Genomic DNA, 19506 nt, shown 5'->3' on the forward strand with positions numbered 1-19506 from the left:
GCGATCACTAAGGGGTTGGCACAGACGGTTTGCACGGACGGTTTTATGCCGACGATTGCCGCGCGCCTTGACGCCGGCGCAGCAACGGCCAGCTTCGGAAAACAAAACGTGCCGCTTTGCGGGCGGCACGTGGCAGGCATTCTATGCTGCGGCCGGTCCGTGTCAATCGCCCCGAGGCGACTGCCCGGCGAAGCGAGACGCGCGCAATCCGGGATAGTCCGGTGCGGTGGAAAAACCGCACTGCAATGCTTAACTGTGTGGGAACATGTGGACGCGCGGCCGCGGACTCTTGCGCCAGAGTCACGCCATATTGTAGCGTTTGGCCTGTCGGGTACGACATCTCGTGCGGCAGTACTGGACCCCTTTAAGTAGCCTTTGTTTCTCGCGTGAACGTTCAGGCGCAACAGCGCCCGGCGAGGGTTAAGGGATTCTGACCGCAGGGATTTTTACGACGATTTTGGCCCGCAGCGCCGCCCCGATGACTGGCCGGCGCACCGCGAAGGGAAGAATGCGATGACGGTATTGACCTGGTCCGACGATCGCGTCGAGCAGCTGAAGAAGCTCTGGGAATCCGGCCTGTCGGCCAGCCAGATCGCAGCCGAACTTGGCAATGTGACGCGAAACGCCGTGATCGGCAAAGTGCACCGGCTTGGCCTGTCCGGCCGCGCCAAGGCACCCTCGACGGCGGCGCCGCGGCCACGCAAGGCCCGCCCCGCCCAGCACATGATGCGGGTGTCGCGCCCGGTCTCGCGCGGCAACACCGCGCTGGCGCACGCCTTCGAGGTCGAGATGGAGCCGGATCCGATCGCCTACGACAACGTGGTGCCGATGAGCCAGCGGCTGTCGCTGCTGGAATTGAACGAGGCGACCTGCCACTGGCCGGTCGGCGATCCCTCGAGCCCGGATTTCTTCTTCTGCGGCGGCAAGGCGCTCGGCGGCCTGCCCTATTGCGCCCACCACTCGCGCATCGCCTATCAGCCGGCTGCCGATCGTCGCCGATCGCCGTCGAACAAGCCGCAGCTCAAGTAATCGCAAGCGATACATTGATGACGTCGTCCCGGCGAAAGCCGGGACCCATAACCACCGGCGCATGTGGTTATGCCGAGGCTGCGGCCACAGCGCGCTCAAACAATCAAGATTTGTGGTTATGGGTCCCGGCTTTCGCCGGGACGACGGAGTTTGTGCGGTTTAGCCGCACGCAGCCTTACGGCTGCGGCTCGGCCTTCGCAAAACGGTCGTCCAGCGCGTAGCCGGCGCCGCGGACGGTGCGGATCGGGTCCTGCTCGCGGCCGGGATTGAGCAGCTTGCGCAGGCGGCCGATATGCACGTCGACGGTGCGCTCGTCGATGTAGATGTCGCGGCCCCAGACGCTGTCGAGCAACTGCTCGCGGCTGAACACGCGGCCGGGATGTTCGAGGAAGAATTCGAGCAGGCGATACTCGGTCGGCCCGAGATCGATCGGACGGCCAGAGCGCGCGACGCGGCGCTTCTCGCGGTCGAGTTCGATGTCGCCATAGGTCAGGACGGTTGCGAGCCGCTCCGGGCTGGCGCGGCGCAGCAGGCCCTTGACCCGGGCGAGCAGCTCCGGAACCGAGAACGGCTTGACGATGTAGTCGTCGGCGCCGGTGGCGAGCCCGCGCACGCGCTCGCTCTCCTCGCCGCGCGCGGTCAGCATGATGATCGGCAGCTGCTTGGTCTCGGGCCGCGCCCGCAGGCGGCGGCACAGCTCGATGCCGGAGAGGCCCGGCAGCATCCAGTCGAGCACCACGAGATCGGGGACGCGCTCTTTCAGCCGGGTGTCGGCGTCGTCGCCGCGCCCGACCGTCTCGACATCGTAGCCCTCGGCGTCGAGGTTGTAGCGCAGCAACGTCGTCAGCGCCTCCTCGTCTTCGACTACCAGAATGCGTGCGCTCATCGGTCTAAGTTCTCTCTGTGGGATGATCCGTTACCCGGACGCCAACCGAAACGCTAAAGCGCGATGAGATTGGGTTGAATCGTCATCGCGCTTTAGCTCTTTGTTTGAGCATGATCTTTTCGGAAAACCGCTTCACACTTTTCCGGATCATGCTCTAGTTACCCGGCACCGTGGTGGCGAAATTGGTCATGTCGCCCTTGGGACGCTTGTCGGTGATCTGTTGTCCTTCGATCATGTAGAACACGGTCTCGGCAATGTTGGTCGCGTGGTCGCCGATCCGCTCGATGTTCTTGGCACAGAACATCAGATGGATGCAGAACGAGATGTTGCGCGGGTCTTCCATCATGTAGGTGAGCAGCTCGCGGAACAGCGAGGTGCAGATCGCATCGACCTCCTCGTCGCCCTTCCAGACGTTCATCGCCGCCGGCAGATCGTGCGCGGCATAGGCGTCCAGCACCGACTTGACCTGCGACAGCACGAGGTCGGTCATGTGCTCGAGGCCGCGGATCAGCTTCAGCGGCTGGAAATCGCTCTCCAGCGCGGCAACGCGCTTGCCCATGTTCTTGGCGAGGTCGCCGATCCGCTCGAGGTCGGTGGCGACCCGCATCGCGCCGACGATCTCGCGCAGGTCGATCGCCATCGGCTGGCGGCGCGCGATGGTCAACACCGCGCGCTCCTCGATGACGCGCTGCAAATTGTCGATCTCGATGTCGGCGGCGACCACGCGCTTGCCGAGCGCGACGTCGCGCCGGATCAGGGCGTCCACGGACTCGGTGATCATGCGTTCGACGAGGCCGCCCATCTCGGCGACCAGGCGGGTCAGTTCCTGCAGGTCGCTGTCGAATGCCTTGGCGGTATGTTCAGAAGCCATCGCTTGGTCTCCTTCAACCATGATCCATGCCGGACCATGATCTCATGTCCCTGTTTGAGCATGATGTCATCGGAAAGCCGGTCCACGGCGTTCCGGATCGTGCGCTAGCCAAACCGGCCGGTGATGTAGTCCTGGGTGCGTCGATCGCTCGGCGAGGTGAAGATCTTGTTGGTGTCGTCGAACTCGATCAACTCGCCGAGATACATGAAGGCGGTCTTGTCGGAGACGCGCGCCGCCTGCTGCATGTTGTGGGTGACGATCGCGATCGTGTAGTCCTCGGACAGTTCCTGGATCAGTTCCTCGACCTTGGCGGTCGAGATCGGATCGAGCGCCGAGCACGGCTCGTCGAACAGAATGACCTCGGGGCGCACCGCGACGGTGCGCGCGATGCAAAGGCGCTGCTGCTGGCCGCCGGAGAGCGACAGGCCCGACGCGTTCAGCTTGTCCTTGACCTCGTTCCACAGCGCGCCGCCGCGCAACGCCTTCTCGACGCGGTCGTCCATCTCGCTCTTCGAGATCTTCTCGTAGAGGCGGATGCCGAACGCGATGTTCTCGTAGATCGTCATCGGGAACGGCGTCGGCTTCTGGAACACCATGCCGACCCGCGCGCGCAGCAGGTTGAGGTCGAGCTTGGGATCGAGGATGTTGGTCTGGTCCAGCATCAGCTGGCCGACCGCGCGCTGGCCCGGATAGAGGTCGTACATCCGGTTGAAGATGCGCAGCAGGGTCGACTTGCCGCAGCCGGACGGGCCGATGAACGCCGTGACGCGGTTGGTGCCGAGCGTCAGGTTGATGTTCTTCAGCGCGTGGTGCTCGCCGTAGTAGAAGTTGAGGTTGCGCACCGTGACCTTCGGCGGCGCCTCCGGCAGCGGCACCTGCGGAACTTGGCTGGTGGCGGTTGTCGACATGGAAAGTTCGGTCATTTTGCGGCCCTTTCGGCACCGAGGACGCGCGCGCCGATATTGAGCGCGAGCACGGTGATGGTGATCAGCAATGCGCCGCTCCAGGCCAACTCTTTCCAGTAGGCGTAGGGGCTTTGCACGAAGTTGTTGATGGTGACCGGCAGGTTGGCCATCGAGCTGGTCAGATCCCAGCTGAAGAACTGGTTCGACAGCGCGGTGAACAATAGCGGCGCGGTCTCGCCGGCGACGCGCGCGGTCGCCAGCAGCACGCCGGTGATCAGGCCCGATCGGGCCGCACGATAGGCGATGCGCTTGATCACCAGCGAACGCGGCAGGCCGAGCGCGGAGGCCGCCTCGCGCAGCGGATTCGGCACCAGCAGCAGCATGTCCTCCGTGGTGCGTACCACCACCGGAATGACGATGACGGCAAGCGCGAGCGCGCCGGCGATCGCCGAGAAGCCGCGCATCGGCACCACGACCGCGCCGTAGACGAACAGGCCGATGATGATCGAGGGCGCGCTGAGCAGGATGTCGTTGATGAAGCGGATCACCGAGGTGAGCTTGTCATGCTTGCCGTATTCGGCAAGGTAAGTGCCGGCGAACAGGCCGAGCGGCGCGCCGATGCCGACCCCGATCACGGTCATGATGACCGAGCCGACGATGGCGTTCAAAAGACCGCCTTCGGTCGAACCGGGCGGCGGCGTGTTCTGGGTGAACAGCTGCACGCTGAGGCCGGCGAGGCCGTTATAGAGCAGCGTGGCCAGGATCAGCGCCAGCCAGGTGACGCCGAACAGCGCGGCGGCGACGCAGAGGGCGCGGATCACGATGTCGTTGCGGCGGCGGGATTTGTAGATCGGGTTCATGGCGTTATTTCCCCGCCTTCTTCTCGAGCCGCAGCAGCATCAGCCGCGCGCCGGCCAGCACGAAGAAGGTCAGCACGAACAGGAGCAGGCCGAGCAGGATCAGGCCGGACTGGTGCAGGCCGTCGCTCTCGGCGAATTCGGAGGCGATCGCCGCCGAGATCGTGGTACCCGGCGCGAAGATCGACGACGAGATGCGGAACGAGTTGCCGATGATGAAAGTCACCGCCATGGTCTCGCCGAGCGCGCGGCCGAGCGCCAGCATGATGCCGCCGATCACGCCGACCCTGGTGTAGGGGATCACGACGTTACGGACGACTTCCCAGGTGGTGCAGCCCATGCCGTAGGCGGCTTCCTTGAGCACCGGCGGCACGGTCTTGAACACGTCGACCGAGATCGCGGTGATGAAGGGCAGCACCATGATCGAGAGGATCAGCGCGGCGTTGAACAGGCTGAGATAGGACGGCGGTCCGCCGAACACCGCACCCAGCACCGGCACGCCCTCGAAGACGCGGATGATGAACGGCTGGAACGTGTTGGCCAGGAACGGGCCGAGCACGAAGAAGCCCCACATGCCGTAGATGATGGACGGGATGCCGGCGAGCAGCTCGATGGCGATGCCGATCGGGCGGCGCAGCCATTGCGGGCACAGCTCGGTCAGGAACACGGCAATGCCGAGACCGACCGGAATGGCGATCAACATCGCGATCACCGAGGTCAGCATGGTTCCGTAGATCGGGCCGAGCGCGCCGAGCACCGGCGGATCCGCCGAAGGCGCCCAGCGCTGGGTGGTCAGGAACGCGAAGCCGTATTCGTGCATCGCCGGCCAGGCGCCGACAATGAGCGAGATGATGATGCCGCCGAGGATCAGCAGCACCGAAATCGCGGAAATCCGGGTGATCCAATAAAAGGTGAGATCGCCGAGCTTGAATGCACTCAGCGCCCTGGCACGGTCATAGGGTCCGACAGCGTCGACCACGTTGCTCGTGTCGCTTTGAACGGCCATATCTACCACGCTGATCCCCTGTCCGCTTTACATTTCGTGGCCTGGATGGTCGGGCCGATCAGGCCTTCCATCCCGGTGAAGGCACGGAGTTCGGTGAGCTCGGAGTTCGGTGAACTCGTCCTGGCGCGAGGGAACGCCTGCGAGCGGCCGTAACTTCAAATCACGAGAGCCTTCCGGAAGTCCCGCCCCTCTTCCTTCCGAGGAAGGAAGAGGGAAAGGTTCGTTGTCTTGTCGCGAGCGCGTTAGCTCTTGATGTCGGCCGACCAGGTCTTCTCGATCAGCTTGATGACCGAGTCGGGCATCGGGATGTAGTCGAGCTCTTCAGCCGGCTTGGCACCCTTCTCGAAGGCGTACTTGAAGAACTTGAGCGCTTCCAGCGACGCCGCCTTGTCGGTCGCTTCCTTGTGCATCAGCACGAAGGTCGAAGCGACGATCGGCCAGGACTTGTCGCCGGGCTGGTCGGTGAGGATCAGGAAGTAGCCGGGAGCGTTGGCCCAGTCGGCATTCGAGGCGGCAGCCTGGAACGCTTCGTTGGTCGGCTGGATGGTCTTGCCGGCCTTGTTGACCAGCGCGGTGTAGGTCAGCTTGTTCTGCTTGGCATAGGCGTACTCGACATAGCCGATCGAGTTCTTGGTCTGGCCGATGTTGGCGGCCACGCCCTCGTTGCCCTTGGCGCCGACGCCGACCGGCCATTCGACGGCCGTACCGGAGCCGACCTTGCTCTTCCAATCCGCGCTGACCTTGGAGAGGTAGTCGGTGAAGTTGAAGGTGGTGCCCGAACCGTCGGCGCGGTGCACGACGGCGATCGCTTCCGACGGCAGCTTGGCGTTCGGGTTGAGCTTCTTGATCGCCGCGTCATCCCACTTGGTGATCTTGCCGAGGAAGATGTCGCCCATGGTCTGGCCGTCGAGTACCAGTTCGCCGGCCTTGACGCCGTCGATGTTCACGACCGGAACGATCGCGCCCATGATCATCGGCCACTGGGCCAGTCCGTCCTTCTGGAGCTGGTCGGCCTTGAGCGGCGCGTCGGTCGCACCGAAGGTCACGGTCTTGGCCTGGATCTGCTTGATACCGGCGCCCGAACCGATCGACTGATAGTTCACGCCGCTGCCGGATTCCTTCTTGTAGGCATCGGCCCACTTCGAGAGGACCGGGAAAATGAAGGTCGAGCCCGCGCCCGTGATATCGGCCGCGAAAGCAGGCGTCGACACCGCCAGCACGCCGGCGGCGCAGATTGCCTTGATGAAATTCATAGTGATCTCCTTTGGCGGGCGAAGCGCCGAATGCGCCCGATCGCGCCCACGCCGGTCCATCTAGGATCGGTCGGTGCTGCTTTTATAAAGGTTGGATGACAGTTGGATGACAGACGCAAGCCGCTGAAATACTTCAGCTTTGGGTTTGCACATGGGTCCGCGGCCGGGGAAAACAGGCCGTAAAAGTGGCGCCGTTTTTCGGCACGCTTTCGATCAAAAGCCGCCCGCGATGACGGTTAAGAATATGTTTCACCAACGATAATCCGAGGCCGGTTCCACCCTGACTGCGGCTGTCACCGACGTCGACCCGGTAGAAGCGCTCGGTCAGCCGCGGCAGGTGCTCCGGCGCGATCCCGGGGCCGAAATCCCGCACCATGATACGGATTTCGGGGGTGGTCTCGCCCGGCGTGCCTGGAACCGCCTGGTTCAGCGACACTATGACGCGGCCGCCGGAGGCGCCGTATTTGAGCGCATTCTCGATCAGGTTCTCGAACAGCCGCAGCAGCTCCTCGCGGTCACCGGCGATCGCAACCGGCTTCTCGGGCAGGTCGACCTCGATCTCGACCTGGCGCTCCGCGGCGAGCGCCTCGAGCCCGTCGACCACCTGGCGGATGATCGGCACGATATCGATCAGCGCCTCGGGGCGGACATGGGCCGACAACTCGACCCGCGACAGCGACAGCAAATCGTCGATCAGCCGCGCCATGCGGGTGGCCTGGGTGTGCATGATGCCGAGGAAGCGCTCGCGCGCCCGCGCATCCTCGCGCGCTGGCCCCTGCAGGGTGTCGATGAAGCCGGACAGCGCGGCAAGCGGCGTGCGCAGCTCGTGGCTGGCATTGGCGACGAAGTCGGCGCGCATCTCCTCGACCCGGCGCAGCGGCGTCAGGTCGTGGAAGGTCATCAGCATGCACTTCTCGGTGCCGCCGAATTGGGTCGGCACCGGCACCGGCGTGATCACCAGCTCCATCCAGCGATCGACCGGCACGTGGTCGGTGTAGGTGGCGCGGCGCGGCTCGGCGGTCGCGATCGCCTCGCGCAGCGCGATGATGATTTCCGGCGAACGCAGCGCAAATTGCGCCAATTCGTTCTTGCGCAGCGCCGGCGCGAGCTGCGCTGCGGCGGTGTTGAGATGGATGACACGGCCGGCGCGATCGAGCAGCACCGCCGGGTCCGGCATGCCGGCGACGACGGCGCTGACGGCCGAGGCCTCGACCGGATTGCCGCCGCGGACATCTTCGCGCGAGGTGGTCGCATCGTGCAGCCGCCACGGCACCAGCGCCGCGGCTGCGATGCAGACGAACACCGCGCAGGCGCGCACCAGCGACAATTCGCCGAGCGCGACCACCACGCTCAGCGCGAGCGCCGCGGCGAGCAGGATCAGGGCGGCGTGACGCAACCGGTCCGGCCACGGCGAGAAGATGGAGGAAGGCGAATCGTCAATAGCCATCGCGACGGCTTTCTTCCCTTCGGTTCGTGACCCGCTCGGGCGAGGTCAAAATCGACCGCGCGAGGAGCCATCGGGCCGCATCGTCAGGCGCCGGAGTCACCGCGCTTGCGGACCAGAACCGCTTCGTGGTGCGGCTCGGCGCGGGATCCCGAATCAGCCTGCGACAGGCGTTTCAATCGGGCGCCGACGATAACCTCCCGAAACGTCAGCAAGATTACAGATATGACGAAGGGCGCAATATAATAGAGCAGGCGGAACAGCAGCATGCCGCCGAGCAGGTCCTCGCGGTCCATCTGCCAGAGGCCGACCAGCATGGCGGCATCGAACACGCCAAGCCCGCCGGGCGAGTGGCTGGCGAAGCCGAGCAGGGTCGCCGACACGAAGATCACGGCGACCACGACAAAGCCGAGATTGGGCTCGTCCGGCACCAGCACATACATCGCGAGCGCGCAGAAGCCGAGGTCGACGATGCCGATCGCGATCTGCAGCAAGGTCAGCGGGCCGCCCGGCAAGGTCACCGTCCAGGGGCCACGGCCGACCACCCGCTTCTGGGTCCAGACCCAGACCACATAGGCCACCAGCGCGACGATGATCCCAAACGCCAGCGCCCGATTCAGCCAGGGCGGCAGCTGGTCGATGTTGGCGGCCGCCTCCGGATGATAGGCGATGCCGAGCCCGAGTACTGCGGCATTGCCGAGCCAGAAGGTGAGGCCGGCAAGGAAGCAGATTTTTGCGACGTCGATCGCATTCAGCCCCCAGGCCGAATAGATCCGGTAGCGCACCGCGCCGCCGGTGAAGACGCTGGCGCCGACATTGTGCCCGATCGAATAGGAGGTGAACGAGGCCAGCGCGTTGATGCGGTACGGCACGTGGCCGTGGCCGATCGCGCGCACCGCGAACAGATCGTAGAAGGTCAGGGTGAAGTAGCCTGCGGCGACGAAGGCGGCGGCCAGCGCGATCTGGCGCGGCTCGGTGCTCTTGATCGCCTCCAGCACCTCGTTGGAATCGATGCCGCGCAGCATGTGGTAGAGCACGTAGCAGGCGATCCCGATCACGGCGATGCTGACGACGACACCCAGCCGGTGCAGGATCTGCTTCTGGCGCAGAAACGCCATCGCCCCGCGTATTGCTTCCAGCATCTAGACCTCGAATTGCGATCCCGCGACGGCGGCTCCCGGGCGAACCCCGCCGACGCTCCGCTGTTCCCTGCCCCCTGTAGCGCGTTTTGAGCCGCAGTGGAATTCGTCGAACGACAATAAAACGCGCATCTTCAAGATATTAGGGATGATTCATGACAGCGGATGCACAAATTTGGGCGTTTGGCTGCACATCGACAAGGCTTTGTCGCGCAAGTGCGGCAGATCGCCCGCCACACGAAATCCGGGAAACTACGGGACAACGCCTCACCGTGCCGTGATCGCAAGGTCATGCCCTAGCTCGCGGGCCTGCTGCGCGACACCACGCGGTCGCGCAGCCAGGAGCCGACCGCGCAGCCGCACAGATAGAGCGCGAACATGATCAGGAACAGGTCGAGCCAATAGCCGAAGCGGCCGGGCACCACATGGGTGAACGACGCGGCGATCAGCGCAGCCGCCAGCAGCGACAGCCAGCGCATCCAGAACTTCGAGACGCCCTGCGCCCGATGCACCACGGCGATCCAGCCCATGCCGAAGCCGAGCAGCAGCGCCGCCACCAGCCAGCCCCAGAAGAATGTCGCAAGCTGGGTCATCGCTACTTCACCACGAATTCGATGCGGCGGTTCTGCGCCTTGCCGTCTTCGCTGTCATTGGCGGCCACCGGCTGCGCGCTGCCATAGCCGGTCGATGTGAAGCGATCGGCCGGCAGACCGGCGCGAACCAGATAGTCGACCACCGCCTGCGCGCGGCGCTCCGACAAGGCCTGGTTGGCAGCCTCCTCGCCGTCGCTGTCGGTATGACCGGCGACCTCGATCGTCGCCGTCGGACAGCGCATCGCGATCTCGATCAGGCGATCGAGCAGGCCGGCGGAGTCCGGCACGATCTCGGCCTTGCCGGACTCGAAGCGGATCTTGCCCTTGGCGAGGATTTCCGAGAACAGCTGCTGACACACGGTGGGATCGACCGGCGCCGACGCCGGCTTGACCGAGATCTCGGGCTTGTACAGCCAGCCCTGCGGAAAGTCGCGGCCGAGCCCGTCGCGGATCTGGCCGCCGGCGGCATCATAAAGCGCGTCGCCCGACAGCTTGACCTCGCGGTCCGACACCACCAGCGTGCCGGTCGACAGCCGCGACAGCGCGCCGAGCGCGGGCACCACGGCCGCGGCAAAGCCAATGGGCGCGCCGACGCTGGCCTTGAGGTTGTCGACGACCTTCTCGCTGAAGAATTTTCGTCCCGCCGCGGCGACGATCGCAGCATGCGTGTTGTTGTCAGGCACGTAGCCGGTCAGGGTCAGCGTCACCGCGACCGGATCCTTGTAGGCCTGAAACACGTAGGGCGGCGCCTTGATGTCGTTGGCGGCGATCGAAAAACCCTCCGGCAGGTTCTTCAGCGCCGCCGCGATCGCCTCGCGGCCGCCGAGCTCGCGCGCCATCCCTGCGAGATTGACCTTGCTGTCGGTCAGCGTGATCTTGCCGTCCTTCAGCTTGCCGATCTGGTCGAGCAGCAGCAGCGCGGCGGTGTCGAACCGTTGCGGCGCGCCGCGGGCGAGCCCCATCTGATCCACCACTTCGACCCCGCCGAGGGCCGCCTTCGCGGCCTCCGTCAGCTTGCCCTTGCTCGACGGCAGCGGCGCGTTACCGCCAAGCGTGACGCGGACGACGTCGCGCTCCGCCGACCAGACGAAGGGCTTGGCCTCGGGAACCAGCCGGGTCTCGTCATTGACCAGCCGCACGCCCGGCACGGCTTCGACCGAGGCCACCGCGCTGAGCCGGCCGTCCTCGGAGAAGGCGTTGGCGGCGAACGTGACGTCACGGCCATCGACCGCGATACGACGTTTGTCGAGTACCGTTTCCTTCAGTGCGGCATTAGAGCGCGCGGCAAGGTCCGCTTCGACCGTTGCAGTGCTGGTCCAGGCCGCGATACCCCAAAGGATGACCAGCGGAATGACGCCGGGCCACCATTTGCTACTCCACTTGAAAAGTCCGTGCATTCAGGGTCCTGCGGCTCGGTAAACAGAGAGAAAACAAACCCTTCGCCGACTGTCAAACCCCAAATCGCAGCCCCCAGGAAAGACGCAAATGTCTGACCGGACTAACAGTTTATTCAGCGGTCGTTGGCTAAGTTCGCGGCAAAATATAGATCGGCCGGCCCGCGCCCTCATGAAACAACTCCGCACCACCGTGATCCGCGCCGGGCTGGAGGCGCTGTACTTCTCGGGTGCGCATTATCTGCTGCGGCCGATCTACGCCGGCGTCGGCGCGATCTTCATGCTGCATCATGTCGGGCCGCCGCGCAGCGACGCATTCCAGCCGAACCGTCACCTCGCCATCGAGCCCGATTTCCTGCGCGCGATGCTGGCGCATCTGCGTGACCTCGACATCGACATCGTCACCATGGACGAGGCGCATCGCCGCCTCACCGAACGGAATTTTGCGCGGCGCTTCGCCTGCTTCACCTTCGACGACGGCTATCGCGACAACCGCGATTTCGCGCTGCCTGTGATGCGCGAGTTCGACGCCCCGCTGACCGTCTATGTCGCGAGCGACTTCGCCGAGGGCTGCGGCCGGCTGTGGTGGATCGCGCTGGAGCGGGTGATCGCCACTGCATCGGCGATCGAGGTTCCGATCGACGGCGCCATGACGCGGCTCGACTGCGCGACGCCGCAGGCCAAACAGGCCGCGTTCAACAGCATGCATGACTGGCTGCGGTCGCTGCCGGGCGAGCAGGAGATGCAGGCCGAGATCTCCGCGCTGTGCGCCCGCCACGGCGTCGACGAGGGGGGCATCGCGCGCGAGCTCTGCCTGTCCTGGGACGAGCTGCGCGGCTTCGCCGGCGATCCGCTCGTCACCATCGGCGCGCACACCATCAGCCATTGCAATCTCGCCAAGCAGAGCGAGACCATCGCCTCATTCGAGCTCGCCACCAGCCGGGCGCGGATCGAGGACGCGCTGCAGCGGCCGGCGCTGCATCTCGCGTATCCCTACGGCGACCGGATCGCCGCGGGCCAGCGCGAATTCGCGCTCGCCAGGACGACCGGCTTCCGGACCGCGGTGACGACGCGGCCGGGCATGCTGTTTGCCGAAAGCGCCGACCACATCACCGCGCTGCAGCGGGTCTCGCTGAACGGCAATTACCAGACGGAGCGGCTGTTGCCGGTGCTGACCTCGGGCGCCGCCACCGCGGTGTGGAACGGCTTTCGCCGCATCGACGCGGCTTAGAGCATGATCCGGAAAAGTGCGAAGCGGTTTTCCGAAAAGATCATGCTCAAACAAAGAGCTAAAGCGCGATGACGATTCAACCCAATCTCATCGCGCTTTAGGCCGCATTCGTAGCCCGGATGGAGCGCCGCCTCACACCGCCAGCAGCATCCCCGACACCAGCAGCAGGCCGAGGATCACGCGCCGGAAGCCGGCCTCGTTGATGTTGCGAAAGGCGAGCAGGCCGAGCCAGGAGCCTGCGAGCAACGCCGGCACGCTGAGCACGAGATCATAGGCGACCTTGGCCGGCAGGTCGTGACGCAGCAGCATCAAGGCAAGCGCAGACAGCTGCATGGCGGCGATGAAGGGCTGAACCAGACCGCGTTGCTGCTGCTTCGGCACGCCGCGCAGGTCGCACCAGATCGTCGGCAAGGCGCCGGGCATCGCGGTCAGCCCTCCGATCAGGCCGCCGCCGAATCCGACCAACGCGATGCGTCCGCGGTGGACGTCCTGGGCACCGGCAAGCGCGGGCCTGAACAACATGTAGGAGGCGTAGAGCGCGACCGCGAAGCCGAAGCCCTCGCGAAAGGTCCGGCTGTCGGTATTGGACAACAGCCAGAGCGCGATCGGGACGCCAAGCAGGCCGCCGCAGATCAGCGGCAGGCTCGCCCTCCAGGCGATGTTGCGCCTGAGCGCCCAGAGATTGGCGCCCTGGACGCCGACACTGCAGGCCATCATCAGCGGCACCGCCTCGGTCGGCGGCATCACATGCAGCAGGACGGCGCCCGCGACCGCCGAGAAGGCGAAGCCGGCCAGGCCGGAGACGAAGGCGCCACAGAACACGGCGGCACTGAGCACAAGGAAAGACGTCACGTCGGCCATCAGGTGGGCCTCCGGCTGGTTGCAATGATGATGGTCGTGAGGACTTAATCGGTCAGAGCTTTGGGCTCTTGCCGCGGCATCGTGGGATCATCCACGGCCGCGGGCATCAGCAATGTCGCCACGAGGATGTGCAGGACGAGAAAGCCGACCGCGATGGCGACCAGCCACGCGGTTTCCCCGATCTCTGGAAAACGCACGGTCGATTGGCGCGGCTGCGACCGTTCAAGAAGCGACATGATTGCGGCCCTCCTGCTCGGCGCGGCGCTGCGCCGCCCGGTCGAACAGATGCTGATGCTGCTTCAGGACACGGCGCGCCTGGATCCGGCGCGTGTGGTGAAGTGCGCTGATGATCGACGCGAACAAACTCTTCCGTCGTCCGCCAAATGAAACGACGCCGACCGGCGTCGCGCCCGTCACTGGCAATGCGATGTGCTTCATGTCAGGAACTCCTGCGTTGGAATTCCACCCGCGCGCATGATGCACCCAGCCGCGCCGCGCGCTTGTGCACTGCATCACATCTCAAGAACTCTTGATCGACGCGTGTGATCGCGCCAATAGAATCGCCATTCACCCGTTCGGGTGACGTCTGAGCATCCGTTCAGCAGTGCCGCCGGTTCCTTGACTAGACCGGCCAACGCGGCCAGAACGCTGGTCACTCTCAAGGAGGCAATATGTTCAAGGATCTGTTCTCACTCAAAGGCCGTGTCGCGCTGGTGACCGGCGGTTCGCGCGGCATCGGCAAGATGATCGCGGCCGGCTTCCTCGCCCAGGGCGCAGCGAAGGTCTACATCACCGCACGCAAGGCAGGTCCCTGCGAAGCCACCGCGCAGGAGCTCTCGGCCGCCTATGACGGCGAATGCATCGCGCTGCCGATCGACATCTCGACGGTGGAGGGTTGCGAAAAGCTCGCCACTGAGATCAGCAAGCGCGAGCCGAAGCTCGACATCCTCGTCAACAATGCCGGCGCCGCGTGGGGTGCCGATTTCGACGAATTCCCGGAGAGCGGCTGGGACAAGGTGATGGACCTCAACGTCAAGTCGATCTTCTTCCTGACCAAGGCGCTGGCCAAGCCGCTGCGCGCCGCCGCTTCGCACGAAAAGCCGGGCAAGGTGATCAACATCGCCTCGATCGACGGCATCTTCGTCAATCCGATGGAGACCTATTCCTACGCCGCCAGCAAGGCCGCGGTGATCCATTTGACGCGGCGGATGGCGACGCGGCTGATCAAGGACAACATCAACGTCACCGCGATCGCGCCGGGCGCCTTCAAATCCGACATGAACCGCGCCGCGCGCGACCACGCCGACGAAGTCGCGCAGCGCGTCCCGTCGCGGCGGGTGGGCAGCGACGAGGACATGGCGGGGACGGCGATCTACCTCGCCTCGCGCGCCGGCGACTATGTGGTGGGCAACACCATCGCGGTCGATGGCGGCGTGGTCTATGCGACCGCGGGACTGGAGATCGCGGGGTAGCTGTCATCGCCCGGCTCGACCGGGCGATCCAGTACGCCGCGGCGCTTCGCATTAAGCACGACGGCTCTGGAATACTGGATCACCCGCTTTCGCGGGTGATGACGGCGAGAGCGCATGATGCGAAAAAAGAAAGGGGCGAGCCAGGGACCTTTTCGGCTCGCCCCTTTCTGCTCTCTCCGCGAGGAGAGAATCAGGTCTCGATCCGCACGTACTCGAAATCGCCGGGCTTGTTGTCGATGCCGACCTTCGGCGCCGAGATCCAGGAGGCGAACTGGCCGGGCTCGGTGACCGGCTTCATCAGCGAGGCGATGAAGTCGCCGTCTTCGGTCGATGGCAGCCAGTCGTTCTTGCGCTTGGCCCAGGTGGCATCGTCGATCAACAGGCCATCGGGCGTCGCGTGGACATCCCTGAACTCGCCGATCTGGCGGTGAAAGACCGTGTTCGGCACCGTGAGCTTGTAGTCATAGCCGGCGGTCGAGATCACCTTGTTCCAGCGCAACATGCCCTTGACGCAATCCTGCGTGTAGTCGTCGCGCAGCCGCATGTTGAGCGCGGTCAACGCCGGCTCGTCGACCATCTTGATCTGGCCGTCGATCAGCTTCATCACCGGATAGGTCGAGGTCTTGAGCTGGTGATCGTCTTCGATCGTGGTTTCCTTGTAACGACCCTTGACGCCGGCATTGAAGGCATTGGCGGCATTGGTCGAGACTTCGGAGCCGAACAGGTCGAGCGACAGCGAATAGTGCAGGTTCAGCTTCTTCTGGATGGTCGGCAGGTCGATCACGCCGAGCGCGCGGACCTTTGCGATATCGGTCGGGTCGGTGATCCCCGCTTCCTGCATCGCGTCGCAGGTGCGCTGCACGACGCGGGTGATGCCGGTCTCGCCGACGAACATGTGATGGGCTTCCTCGGTCAGCATGAAGCGGCAGGTGCGCGACAGCGGATCGAAGCCCGACTGCGCCAGCGAGTGCAGCTGCATCTTGCCGTCGCGGTCGGTGAAGTAGGTGAACATGAAGAACGACAGCCAGTCCGGCGTCGCCTCGTTGAAGGCGCCGAGCATGCGCGGTGAGTCAGCATCGCCGGAGCGGCGGCGCAGCAGATCGTCCGCCTCCTCGCGGCCGTCGCGGCCGAAATACTTTTGCAGCAGGTAGACCATCGCCCAGAGATGGCGACCTTCCTCGACATTGACCTGGAACAGGTTGCGCATGTCGTAGAGCGAGGGCGCGGTCTTGCCGAGATGGCGCTGCTGCTCGACCGAGGCCGGTTCGGTGTCGCCCTGGATCACGATCAGGCGGCGCAGCATGGCGCGATGCTCGCCGGGGACTTCCTGCCAGGCCGGCTTGCCGAAATCCTCGCCGAACGGAATGACGCGATTCTCTTCCTGCGGCGCAAGCAGAATGCCCCAGCGATATTCGGGCATCCGCACGTAGTCGAACTTGGCCCAGCCGCGCGGATCGACCGAATAGGCCGTGCGCAGGTAAACGAGCGACTCCTGAAAGCCCTCCGGGCCCATGTCGCTCCACCAGTCCATGTAACCGGGGTGCCAGCCTTCCAGCGCCTTCAGCACCTGGCGGTCCTCGGCGAGATTCACGTTGTTCGGAATCTTGGTCGAGTAGTCGACGTTCATGATGTTCATGTTCATGGCAGCCTCCTTGGGGCAGATTTCTTTCGTCATGGCCGGGCTTGACCCGGCCATCCACGTCTTGCTTCGTTGAACTGAAGGAAGACGTGGATGCGCGGCACAAGGCCGGGCATGACGCAGCAAAATTCCTACACTCGCGTCATGTCGAATTGCGCCTTCTGGCCGGTGCCGTAGCGGCGCAGCGCACCGTCTTCACCGACCGCGTTGGGCCGCTGGAAGATCCAGTTCTGCCACGCGGTGAGGCGCGAGAAGATCTTCGATTCCATGGTCTCGGGACCGACGAAGCGCAAATTGGCTTCCATGCCGGTGAGGCCGTCGGGCGAGAACGAGGTGCGTTCCTCCAGGAACACGCGGACCTCGTCGTCCCAATCGATGTCGTCGAGCGCGAAGGTGACGAGGCCGAGCTCCTCGGCCTCCTCCGCATCGAGCGCCTTGCCAATCGCGGCCTGCGCGCGCTCGATATCGGACGGGTCGGCCTGGAAGCGCGACTGCAACCGGGTCAGGCCGTGGCTCATGGGGTACGGGCCGAAATTCATCGCGGTGAGTTCGATCGCCGGCGGCGGGCGGTTGTCGCCCTGCTTCTGGCCGATCAGCATGTAGGAGCGGTCGGCGGCGAACACGAGCTCGGCCAAGGTGCCGACGAAGCAGGAGCCGGGCTCGACCAGGGTCACCAGCGTGCGCGAGGTGACGTCGATGCGCTTGAGCACGCGCTTCCAGGTGTGCCTGACCTCGTTGACCAGCCAGTGCGCCTTGTTGGCCTCGAGGAACGTGTCATAGGACACGACATTGGCGCGGTCGCCATGGCTCTTGAACACCAGCATCGCGATGCCGAGTTCGTTGATGCGCAGATGCAGGATCGCGTCGTCCAGCTCGCGCGCGACCTGCAGCGGCCAGAACGACGCGCCCTGCGTGATCATGCCGTCGATATCGGCGGGCGCGGCGGTTTCCGGCGCCTTGATCGAGATCGTTGCGATGCGCGCGTTGCGGTCGATGTCGACGCTGACGAAATCGTAGCGGATCGCGCTGTCGTCGACGGTGCGGTTGAGCCTGGTCAGCGCGATGCCCTTGCCTTCGCCGTTACGCTTCGACCTGGCGGAAAATTCCTTGATGCGCTCGGCGAGCTTGCCTTCGAGCTTGGAGTTCGGCGCGATCTCGTCGACCAGCCGCCACTGGACCGCGCGCTTGCCCTTGATGCCTTCCTCGATGGTGCAGAAGAAATCGGCGTGGTCGCGGCGTACCTTGCGCTTGTCGACGACGCGGGTGAGGCCGCCGGTGCCCGGCAGCACGGCGAGCAGCGGAACCTCGGGCAGCGCGACGGCAGCGGCACCGTCATCGGCCATCATGATGTGGTCGGTTGCGAGCGCGAGCTCATAGCCGCCGCCGGCCGCGGTGCCGTTGACGACGCAGATGAAGCTCTGGCCGGAATTTTCGCTTGAATCTTCCAGGCCGTTGCGGGTCTCGTTGGTGAACTTGCAGAAATTGACTTTGTGCGCGTGGGTCGATCCCGCCAGCATGCGGATGTTGGCGCCGGCGCAGAACACGCGGTTCTTGCCCGAGCGCATCACCACGACCTTGACCTCGGGATGCTCGAAGCGCAGCCGCTGCACGGCGTCGGCCAGCTCGATATCGACGCCGAGATCGTAGGAATTGAGCTTGAGCTGATAGCCCTCGAACAGGCCGGCGTTCTCGTCGACGTCCATCGTCAGCGTCGCGACGTCGCCCTTCACGTCTAGCTTCCAGTGCCGATAACGCTGTGGCTCGGTCTGGAAATCGATGTACTTCGCCCCGCCCGCAAGGACCCGATCATCGCCAGCCATGGGCCACCCTCTACTGTTGTTGCTGTTGTACGTTGACGTCGCTTCGTTCGACCTGACATGCACAATAATGCATGTTTTCGATCTCGTCTAGTTCAAAACGCAAAAACATGCATTTTGTTTCATGTTTGGAAAAACGACCGTTCGGCCAATGGCCTAGCATCGGCAATAAATCTCAGGCCGCCAACGTCCGGTCGTCGCGTAGCGCCGCGAGAGCGAATTCAGTGACCGCCTGCAGGGTCACCGCCGAAGCCTCGCGGTGCGGCGAGTGGCCGGCACCCGGGATCGCCACGACGTCCACCGGGCAGTAGCACTCTTCTTGCGCGATCTCGACCTGGCGCATCGTGCCGTATTGATCATCGGCGCCCTGCACGATCAGCACGGGCACGCGGATATAGGCGAGATATTCGGAGATATCCCAATCGCGGAATTTCGGATCGAGCCAGGCGCCGTTCCAGCCATGGAAGGCATTGTCGACGTCCTTGTGCCAGCGCGCCAGCTTCTCCTTCAGATTGGTGGTCTCGTACGCCGTCTTGATCTCGGCGATCGAGGCTACCGAAATGTCCTCGACGATGAAATGCGGCGCGAGCAGCGCGATGCCGTGCAGGCGATGATCCTGATGCGCGCCGGCATAGATCGCCGCGATCGAGGCGCCGTCGGAATGACCGACCAGTAGGCCGCGGCGGAAGCCGATTGCATCGAGCAGTTTCGGCAACACATCGAGCGCCTCGCGATGCATGTAGTCGACCGGCCGCGGCAGCGTCACCGGCGACGATGCGCCATAGCCGGCGCGTGAATAGACGAACACGCCGGCACCGGTCGCCGCCTGCAGTTTTTCGGGGAAGTCGCCCCACAGGCCGACCGAGCCGAGGCCTTCGTGCAGCATCACGATGGTGGGGGCGGTGTCGGGTGATGGACCGAGCCTGCGGTATTCGAGCTCGGCGGCGTCGATGGAGAGGAAGCCGTTGGAGGTCAAGTTCTGCATTGGCGGGGCCTCCTCACTCGTCGTCCCGGCGAAGGCCGGGACCCATACGCCGCGGCCGTTGTTTTGAGAGATGCTGTTCGACGGCTTTCGCGCAGCAACTGAGACCTGTGGTTATGGGTCCCGG

General features: G+C 64.7%; 19 protein-coding genes. 3 read left to right on the forward strand and 16 right to left on the reverse strand.

Translation table 11 applies throughout. From position 1 onward, the window contains the following. Positions 1-513: 513 nt before the first annotated feature. Positions 514-1029, forward strand: a complete 516-nt coding sequence (locus IC762_RS32410) for a GcrA family cell cycle regulator (RefSeq protein ID WP_195786142.1) — start codon at positions 514-516, stop codon at positions 1027-1029. 175 nt (positions 1030-1204) lie between these two features. Here the strand turns inward: IC762_RS32410 and phoB are convergent, their stop codons facing one another. The 10 genes from phoB to IC762_RS32460 form a co-directional block, all read right to left on the reverse strand. Then, positions 1205-1915, reverse strand: coding sequence for a phosphate regulon transcriptional regulator PhoB (gene phoB / locus IC762_RS32415; protein ID WP_016844067.1), 711 nt, complete (start codon positions 1913-1915; stop codon positions 1205-1207). 154 nt (positions 1916-2069) lie between these two features. Next, positions 2070-2786 carry a phosphate signaling complex protein PhoU gene (gene phoU / locus IC762_RS32420; protein WP_195786143.1) on the reverse strand — a complete coding sequence of 239 codons (717 nt, stop codon included), beginning with the start codon at positions 2784-2786 and terminating at the stop codon, positions 2070-2072. A gap of 104 nt (positions 2787-2890) precedes the next feature. Next, on the reverse strand, positions 2891-3709 hold the full coding sequence (gene pstB, locus IC762_RS32425) for a phosphate ABC transporter ATP-binding protein PstB (protein WP_195786144.1): 819 nt from the start codon (positions 3707-3709) through the stop codon (positions 2891-2893). After that, the gene (pstA, locus tag IC762_RS32430) at positions 3706-4551 is read right to left on the reverse strand and encodes a phosphate ABC transporter permease PstA (protein WP_195786145.1); all 846 of its coding nucleotides are present in this window, start codon (positions 4549-4551) and stop codon (positions 3706-3708) included. The genes pstB and pstA overlap by 4 nt, the downstream gene beginning before the upstream one ends. Before the next feature lie 4 nt (positions 4552-4555). Further along, the gene (gene pstC / locus IC762_RS32435; RefSeq protein WP_195786146.1) at positions 4556-5554 is read right to left on the reverse strand and encodes a phosphate ABC transporter permease subunit PstC; all 999 of its coding nucleotides are present in this window, start codon (positions 5552-5554) and stop codon (positions 4556-4558) included. A 242-nt stretch (positions 5555-5796) separates the two neighbouring features. After that, positions 5797-6807, reverse strand: a complete 1011-nt coding sequence (pstS, locus tag IC762_RS32440) for a phosphate ABC transporter substrate-binding protein PstS (protein WP_195786147.1) — start codon at positions 6805-6807, stop codon at positions 5797-5799. 133 nt (positions 6808-6940) lie between these two features. Next, a complete protein-coding gene (locus IC762_RS32445) occupies positions 6941-8254 on the reverse strand; it encodes an ATP-binding protein (RefSeq protein ID WP_195786148.1) in 1314 nt (437 codons plus the stop codon). An 83-nt stretch (positions 8255-8337) separates the two neighbouring features. After that, positions 8338-9393 (reverse strand): lysylphosphatidylglycerol synthase domain-containing protein, encoded by a 1056-nt coding sequence (locus tag IC762_RS32450; protein ID WP_195786149.1) that lies wholly within the window; start codon positions 9391-9393, stop codon positions 8338-8340. Between the two features lie 293 nt (positions 9394-9686). Beyond that, positions 9687-9983 (reverse strand): hypothetical protein, encoded by a 297-nt coding sequence (locus IC762_RS32455; protein WP_195786150.1) that lies wholly within the window; start codon positions 9981-9983, stop codon positions 9687-9689. Between the two features lie 2 nt (positions 9984-9985). Further along, a complete protein-coding gene (locus IC762_RS32460; RefSeq protein ID WP_195786151.1) occupies positions 9986-11380 on the reverse strand; it encodes an OmpA family protein in 1395 nt (464 codons plus the stop codon). A gap of 169 nt (positions 11381-11549) precedes the next feature. Between IC762_RS32460 and IC762_RS32465 the strand changes: the two genes are divergently transcribed. Continuing rightward, positions 11550-12608, forward strand: a complete 1059-nt coding sequence (locus tag IC762_RS32465) for a polysaccharide deacetylase family protein (RefSeq protein ID WP_195786152.1) — start codon at positions 11550-11552, stop codon at positions 12606-12608. 132 nt (positions 12609-12740) lie between these two features. Here IC762_RS32465 and IC762_RS32470 read toward each other — a convergent pair whose 3' ends face one another. From IC762_RS32470 to IC762_RS32480, 3 genes are read right to left on the reverse strand one after another with little or no spacing between them, the layout of a single operon-like run. Beyond that, positions 12741-13469 carry a sulfite exporter TauE/SafE family protein gene (locus tag IC762_RS32470; RefSeq protein WP_195786153.1) on the reverse strand — a complete coding sequence of 243 codons (729 nt, stop codon included), beginning with the start codon at positions 13467-13469 and terminating at the stop codon, positions 12741-12743. Positions 13470-13513: 44 nt separating this feature from the next. Continuing rightward, on the reverse strand, positions 13514-13705 hold the full coding sequence (locus IC762_RS32475) for a hypothetical protein (RefSeq protein WP_195786154.1): 192 nt from the start codon (positions 13703-13705) through the stop codon (positions 13514-13516). Continuing rightward, positions 13692-13907, reverse strand: a complete 216-nt coding sequence (locus IC762_RS32480; RefSeq protein WP_195786155.1) for a hypothetical protein — start codon at positions 13905-13907, stop codon at positions 13692-13694. Before IC762_RS32480 ends, IC762_RS32475 begins: the two co-directional genes overlap by 14 nt. A gap of 233 nt (positions 13908-14140) precedes the next feature. Here IC762_RS32480 and IC762_RS32485 point away from each other — a divergent pair, with 233 nt between their 5' ends. Continuing rightward, the gene (locus tag IC762_RS32485; protein ID WP_195786156.1) at positions 14141-14941 is read left to right on the forward strand and encodes an SDR family NAD(P)-dependent oxidoreductase; all 801 of its coding nucleotides are present in this window, start codon (positions 14141-14143) and stop codon (positions 14939-14941) included. Between the two features lie 190 nt (positions 14942-15131). Here the strand turns inward: IC762_RS32485 and boxB are convergent, their stop codons facing one another. From boxB to IC762_RS32500, 3 genes are all read right to left on the reverse strand, one after another. Continuing rightward, on the reverse strand, positions 15132-16583 hold the full coding sequence (boxB, locus tag IC762_RS32490) for a benzoyl-CoA 2,3-epoxidase subunit BoxB (RefSeq protein ID WP_195786157.1): 1452 nt from the start codon (positions 16581-16583) through the stop codon (positions 15132-15134). 128 nt (positions 16584-16711) lie between these two features. Further along, positions 16712-18400, reverse strand: coding sequence for a 2,3-epoxybenzoyl-CoA dihydrolase (gene boxC, locus IC762_RS32495; protein WP_195786158.1), 1689 nt, complete (start codon positions 18398-18400; stop codon positions 16712-16714). Positions 18401-18572: 172 nt separating this feature from the next. Beyond that, complete coding sequence (locus IC762_RS32500) at positions 18573-19382, reverse strand: alpha/beta fold hydrolase (protein WP_195786159.1); 810 nt, start codon at positions 19380-19382, stop codon at positions 18573-18575. Positions 19383-19506 lie beyond the last annotated feature (124 nt).

This window comes from Bradyrhizobium genosp. L (genome assembly GCF_015624485.1).
Lineage (GTDB): Bacteria > Pseudomonadota > Alphaproteobacteria > Rhizobiales > Xanthobacteraceae > Bradyrhizobium.

Excerpts from the sequence above, each read along its gene's own strand:
- pstA (WP_195786145.1), bottom strand. The coding sequence starts at position 4,551 with ATGAACCCGATCTACAAATCCCGCCGCCGCAACGACATCGTGATCCGC.
- IC762_RS32475 (WP_195786154.1), bottom strand. The coding sequence starts at position 13,705 with ATGTCGCTTCTTGAACGGTCGCAGCCGCGCCAATCGACCGTGCGTTTT.
- boxB (WP_195786157.1), bottom strand. The coding sequence starts at position 16,583 with ATGAACATGAACATCATGAACGTCGACTACTCGACCAAGATTCCGAAC.
- phoU (WP_195786143.1), bottom strand. The coding sequence starts at position 2,786 with ATGGCTTCTGAACATACCGCCAAGGCATTCGACAGCGACCTGCAGGAA.
- IC762_RS32465 (WP_195786152.1), top strand. The coding sequence starts at position 11,550 with ATGAAACAACTCCGCACCACCGTGATCCGCGCCGGGCTGGAGGCGCTG.
- pstB (WP_195786144.1), bottom strand. The coding sequence starts at position 3,709 with ATGACCGAACTTTCCATGTCGACAACCGCCACCAGCCAAGTTCCGCAG.
- pstC (WP_195786146.1), bottom strand. The coding sequence starts at position 5,554 with ATGGCCGTTCAAAGCGACACGAGCAACGTGGTCGACGCTGTCGGACCC.
- IC762_RS32500 (WP_195786159.1), bottom strand. The coding sequence starts at position 19,382 with ATGCAGAACTTGACCTCCAACGGCTTCCTCTCCATCGACGCCGCCGAG.
- boxC (WP_195786158.1), bottom strand. The coding sequence starts at position 18,400 with ATGGCTGGCGATGATCGGGTCCTTGCGGGCGGGGCGAAGTACATCGAT.
- IC762_RS32470 (WP_195786153.1), bottom strand. The coding sequence starts at position 13,469 with ATGGCCGACGTGACGTCTTTCCTTGTGCTCAGTGCCGCCGTGTTCTGT.
- IC762_RS32480 (WP_195786155.1), bottom strand. The coding sequence starts at position 13,907 with ATGAAGCACATCGCATTGCCAGTGACGGGCGCGACGCCGGTCGGCGTC.
- IC762_RS32460 (WP_195786151.1), bottom strand. The coding sequence starts at position 11,380 with ATGCACGGACTTTTCAAGTGGAGTAGCAAATGGTGGCCCGGCGTCATT.
- IC762_RS32445 (WP_195786148.1), bottom strand. The coding sequence starts at position 8,254 with ATGGCTATTGACGATTCGCCTTCCTCCATCTTCTCGCCGTGGCCGGAC.
- IC762_RS32450 (WP_195786149.1), bottom strand. The coding sequence starts at position 9,393 with ATGCTGGAAGCAATACGCGGGGCGATGGCGTTTCTGCGCCAGAAGCAG.
- pstS (WP_195786147.1), bottom strand. The coding sequence starts at position 6,807 with ATGAATTTCATCAAGGCAATCTGCGCCGCCGGCGTGCTGGCGGTGTCG.
- IC762_RS32485 (WP_195786156.1), top strand. The coding sequence starts at position 14,141 with ATGTTCAAGGATCTGTTCTCACTCAAAGGCCGTGTCGCGCTGGTGACC.
- IC762_RS32410 (WP_195786142.1), top strand. The coding sequence starts at position 514 with ATGACGGTATTGACCTGGTCCGACGATCGCGTCGAGCAGCTGAAGAAG.
- phoB (WP_016844067.1), bottom strand. The coding sequence starts at position 1,915 with ATGAGCGCACGCATTCTGGTAGTCGAAGACGAGGAGGCGCTGACGACG.
- IC762_RS32455 (WP_195786150.1), bottom strand. The coding sequence starts at position 9,983 with ATGACCCAGCTTGCGACATTCTTCTGGGGCTGGCTGGTGGCGGCGCTG.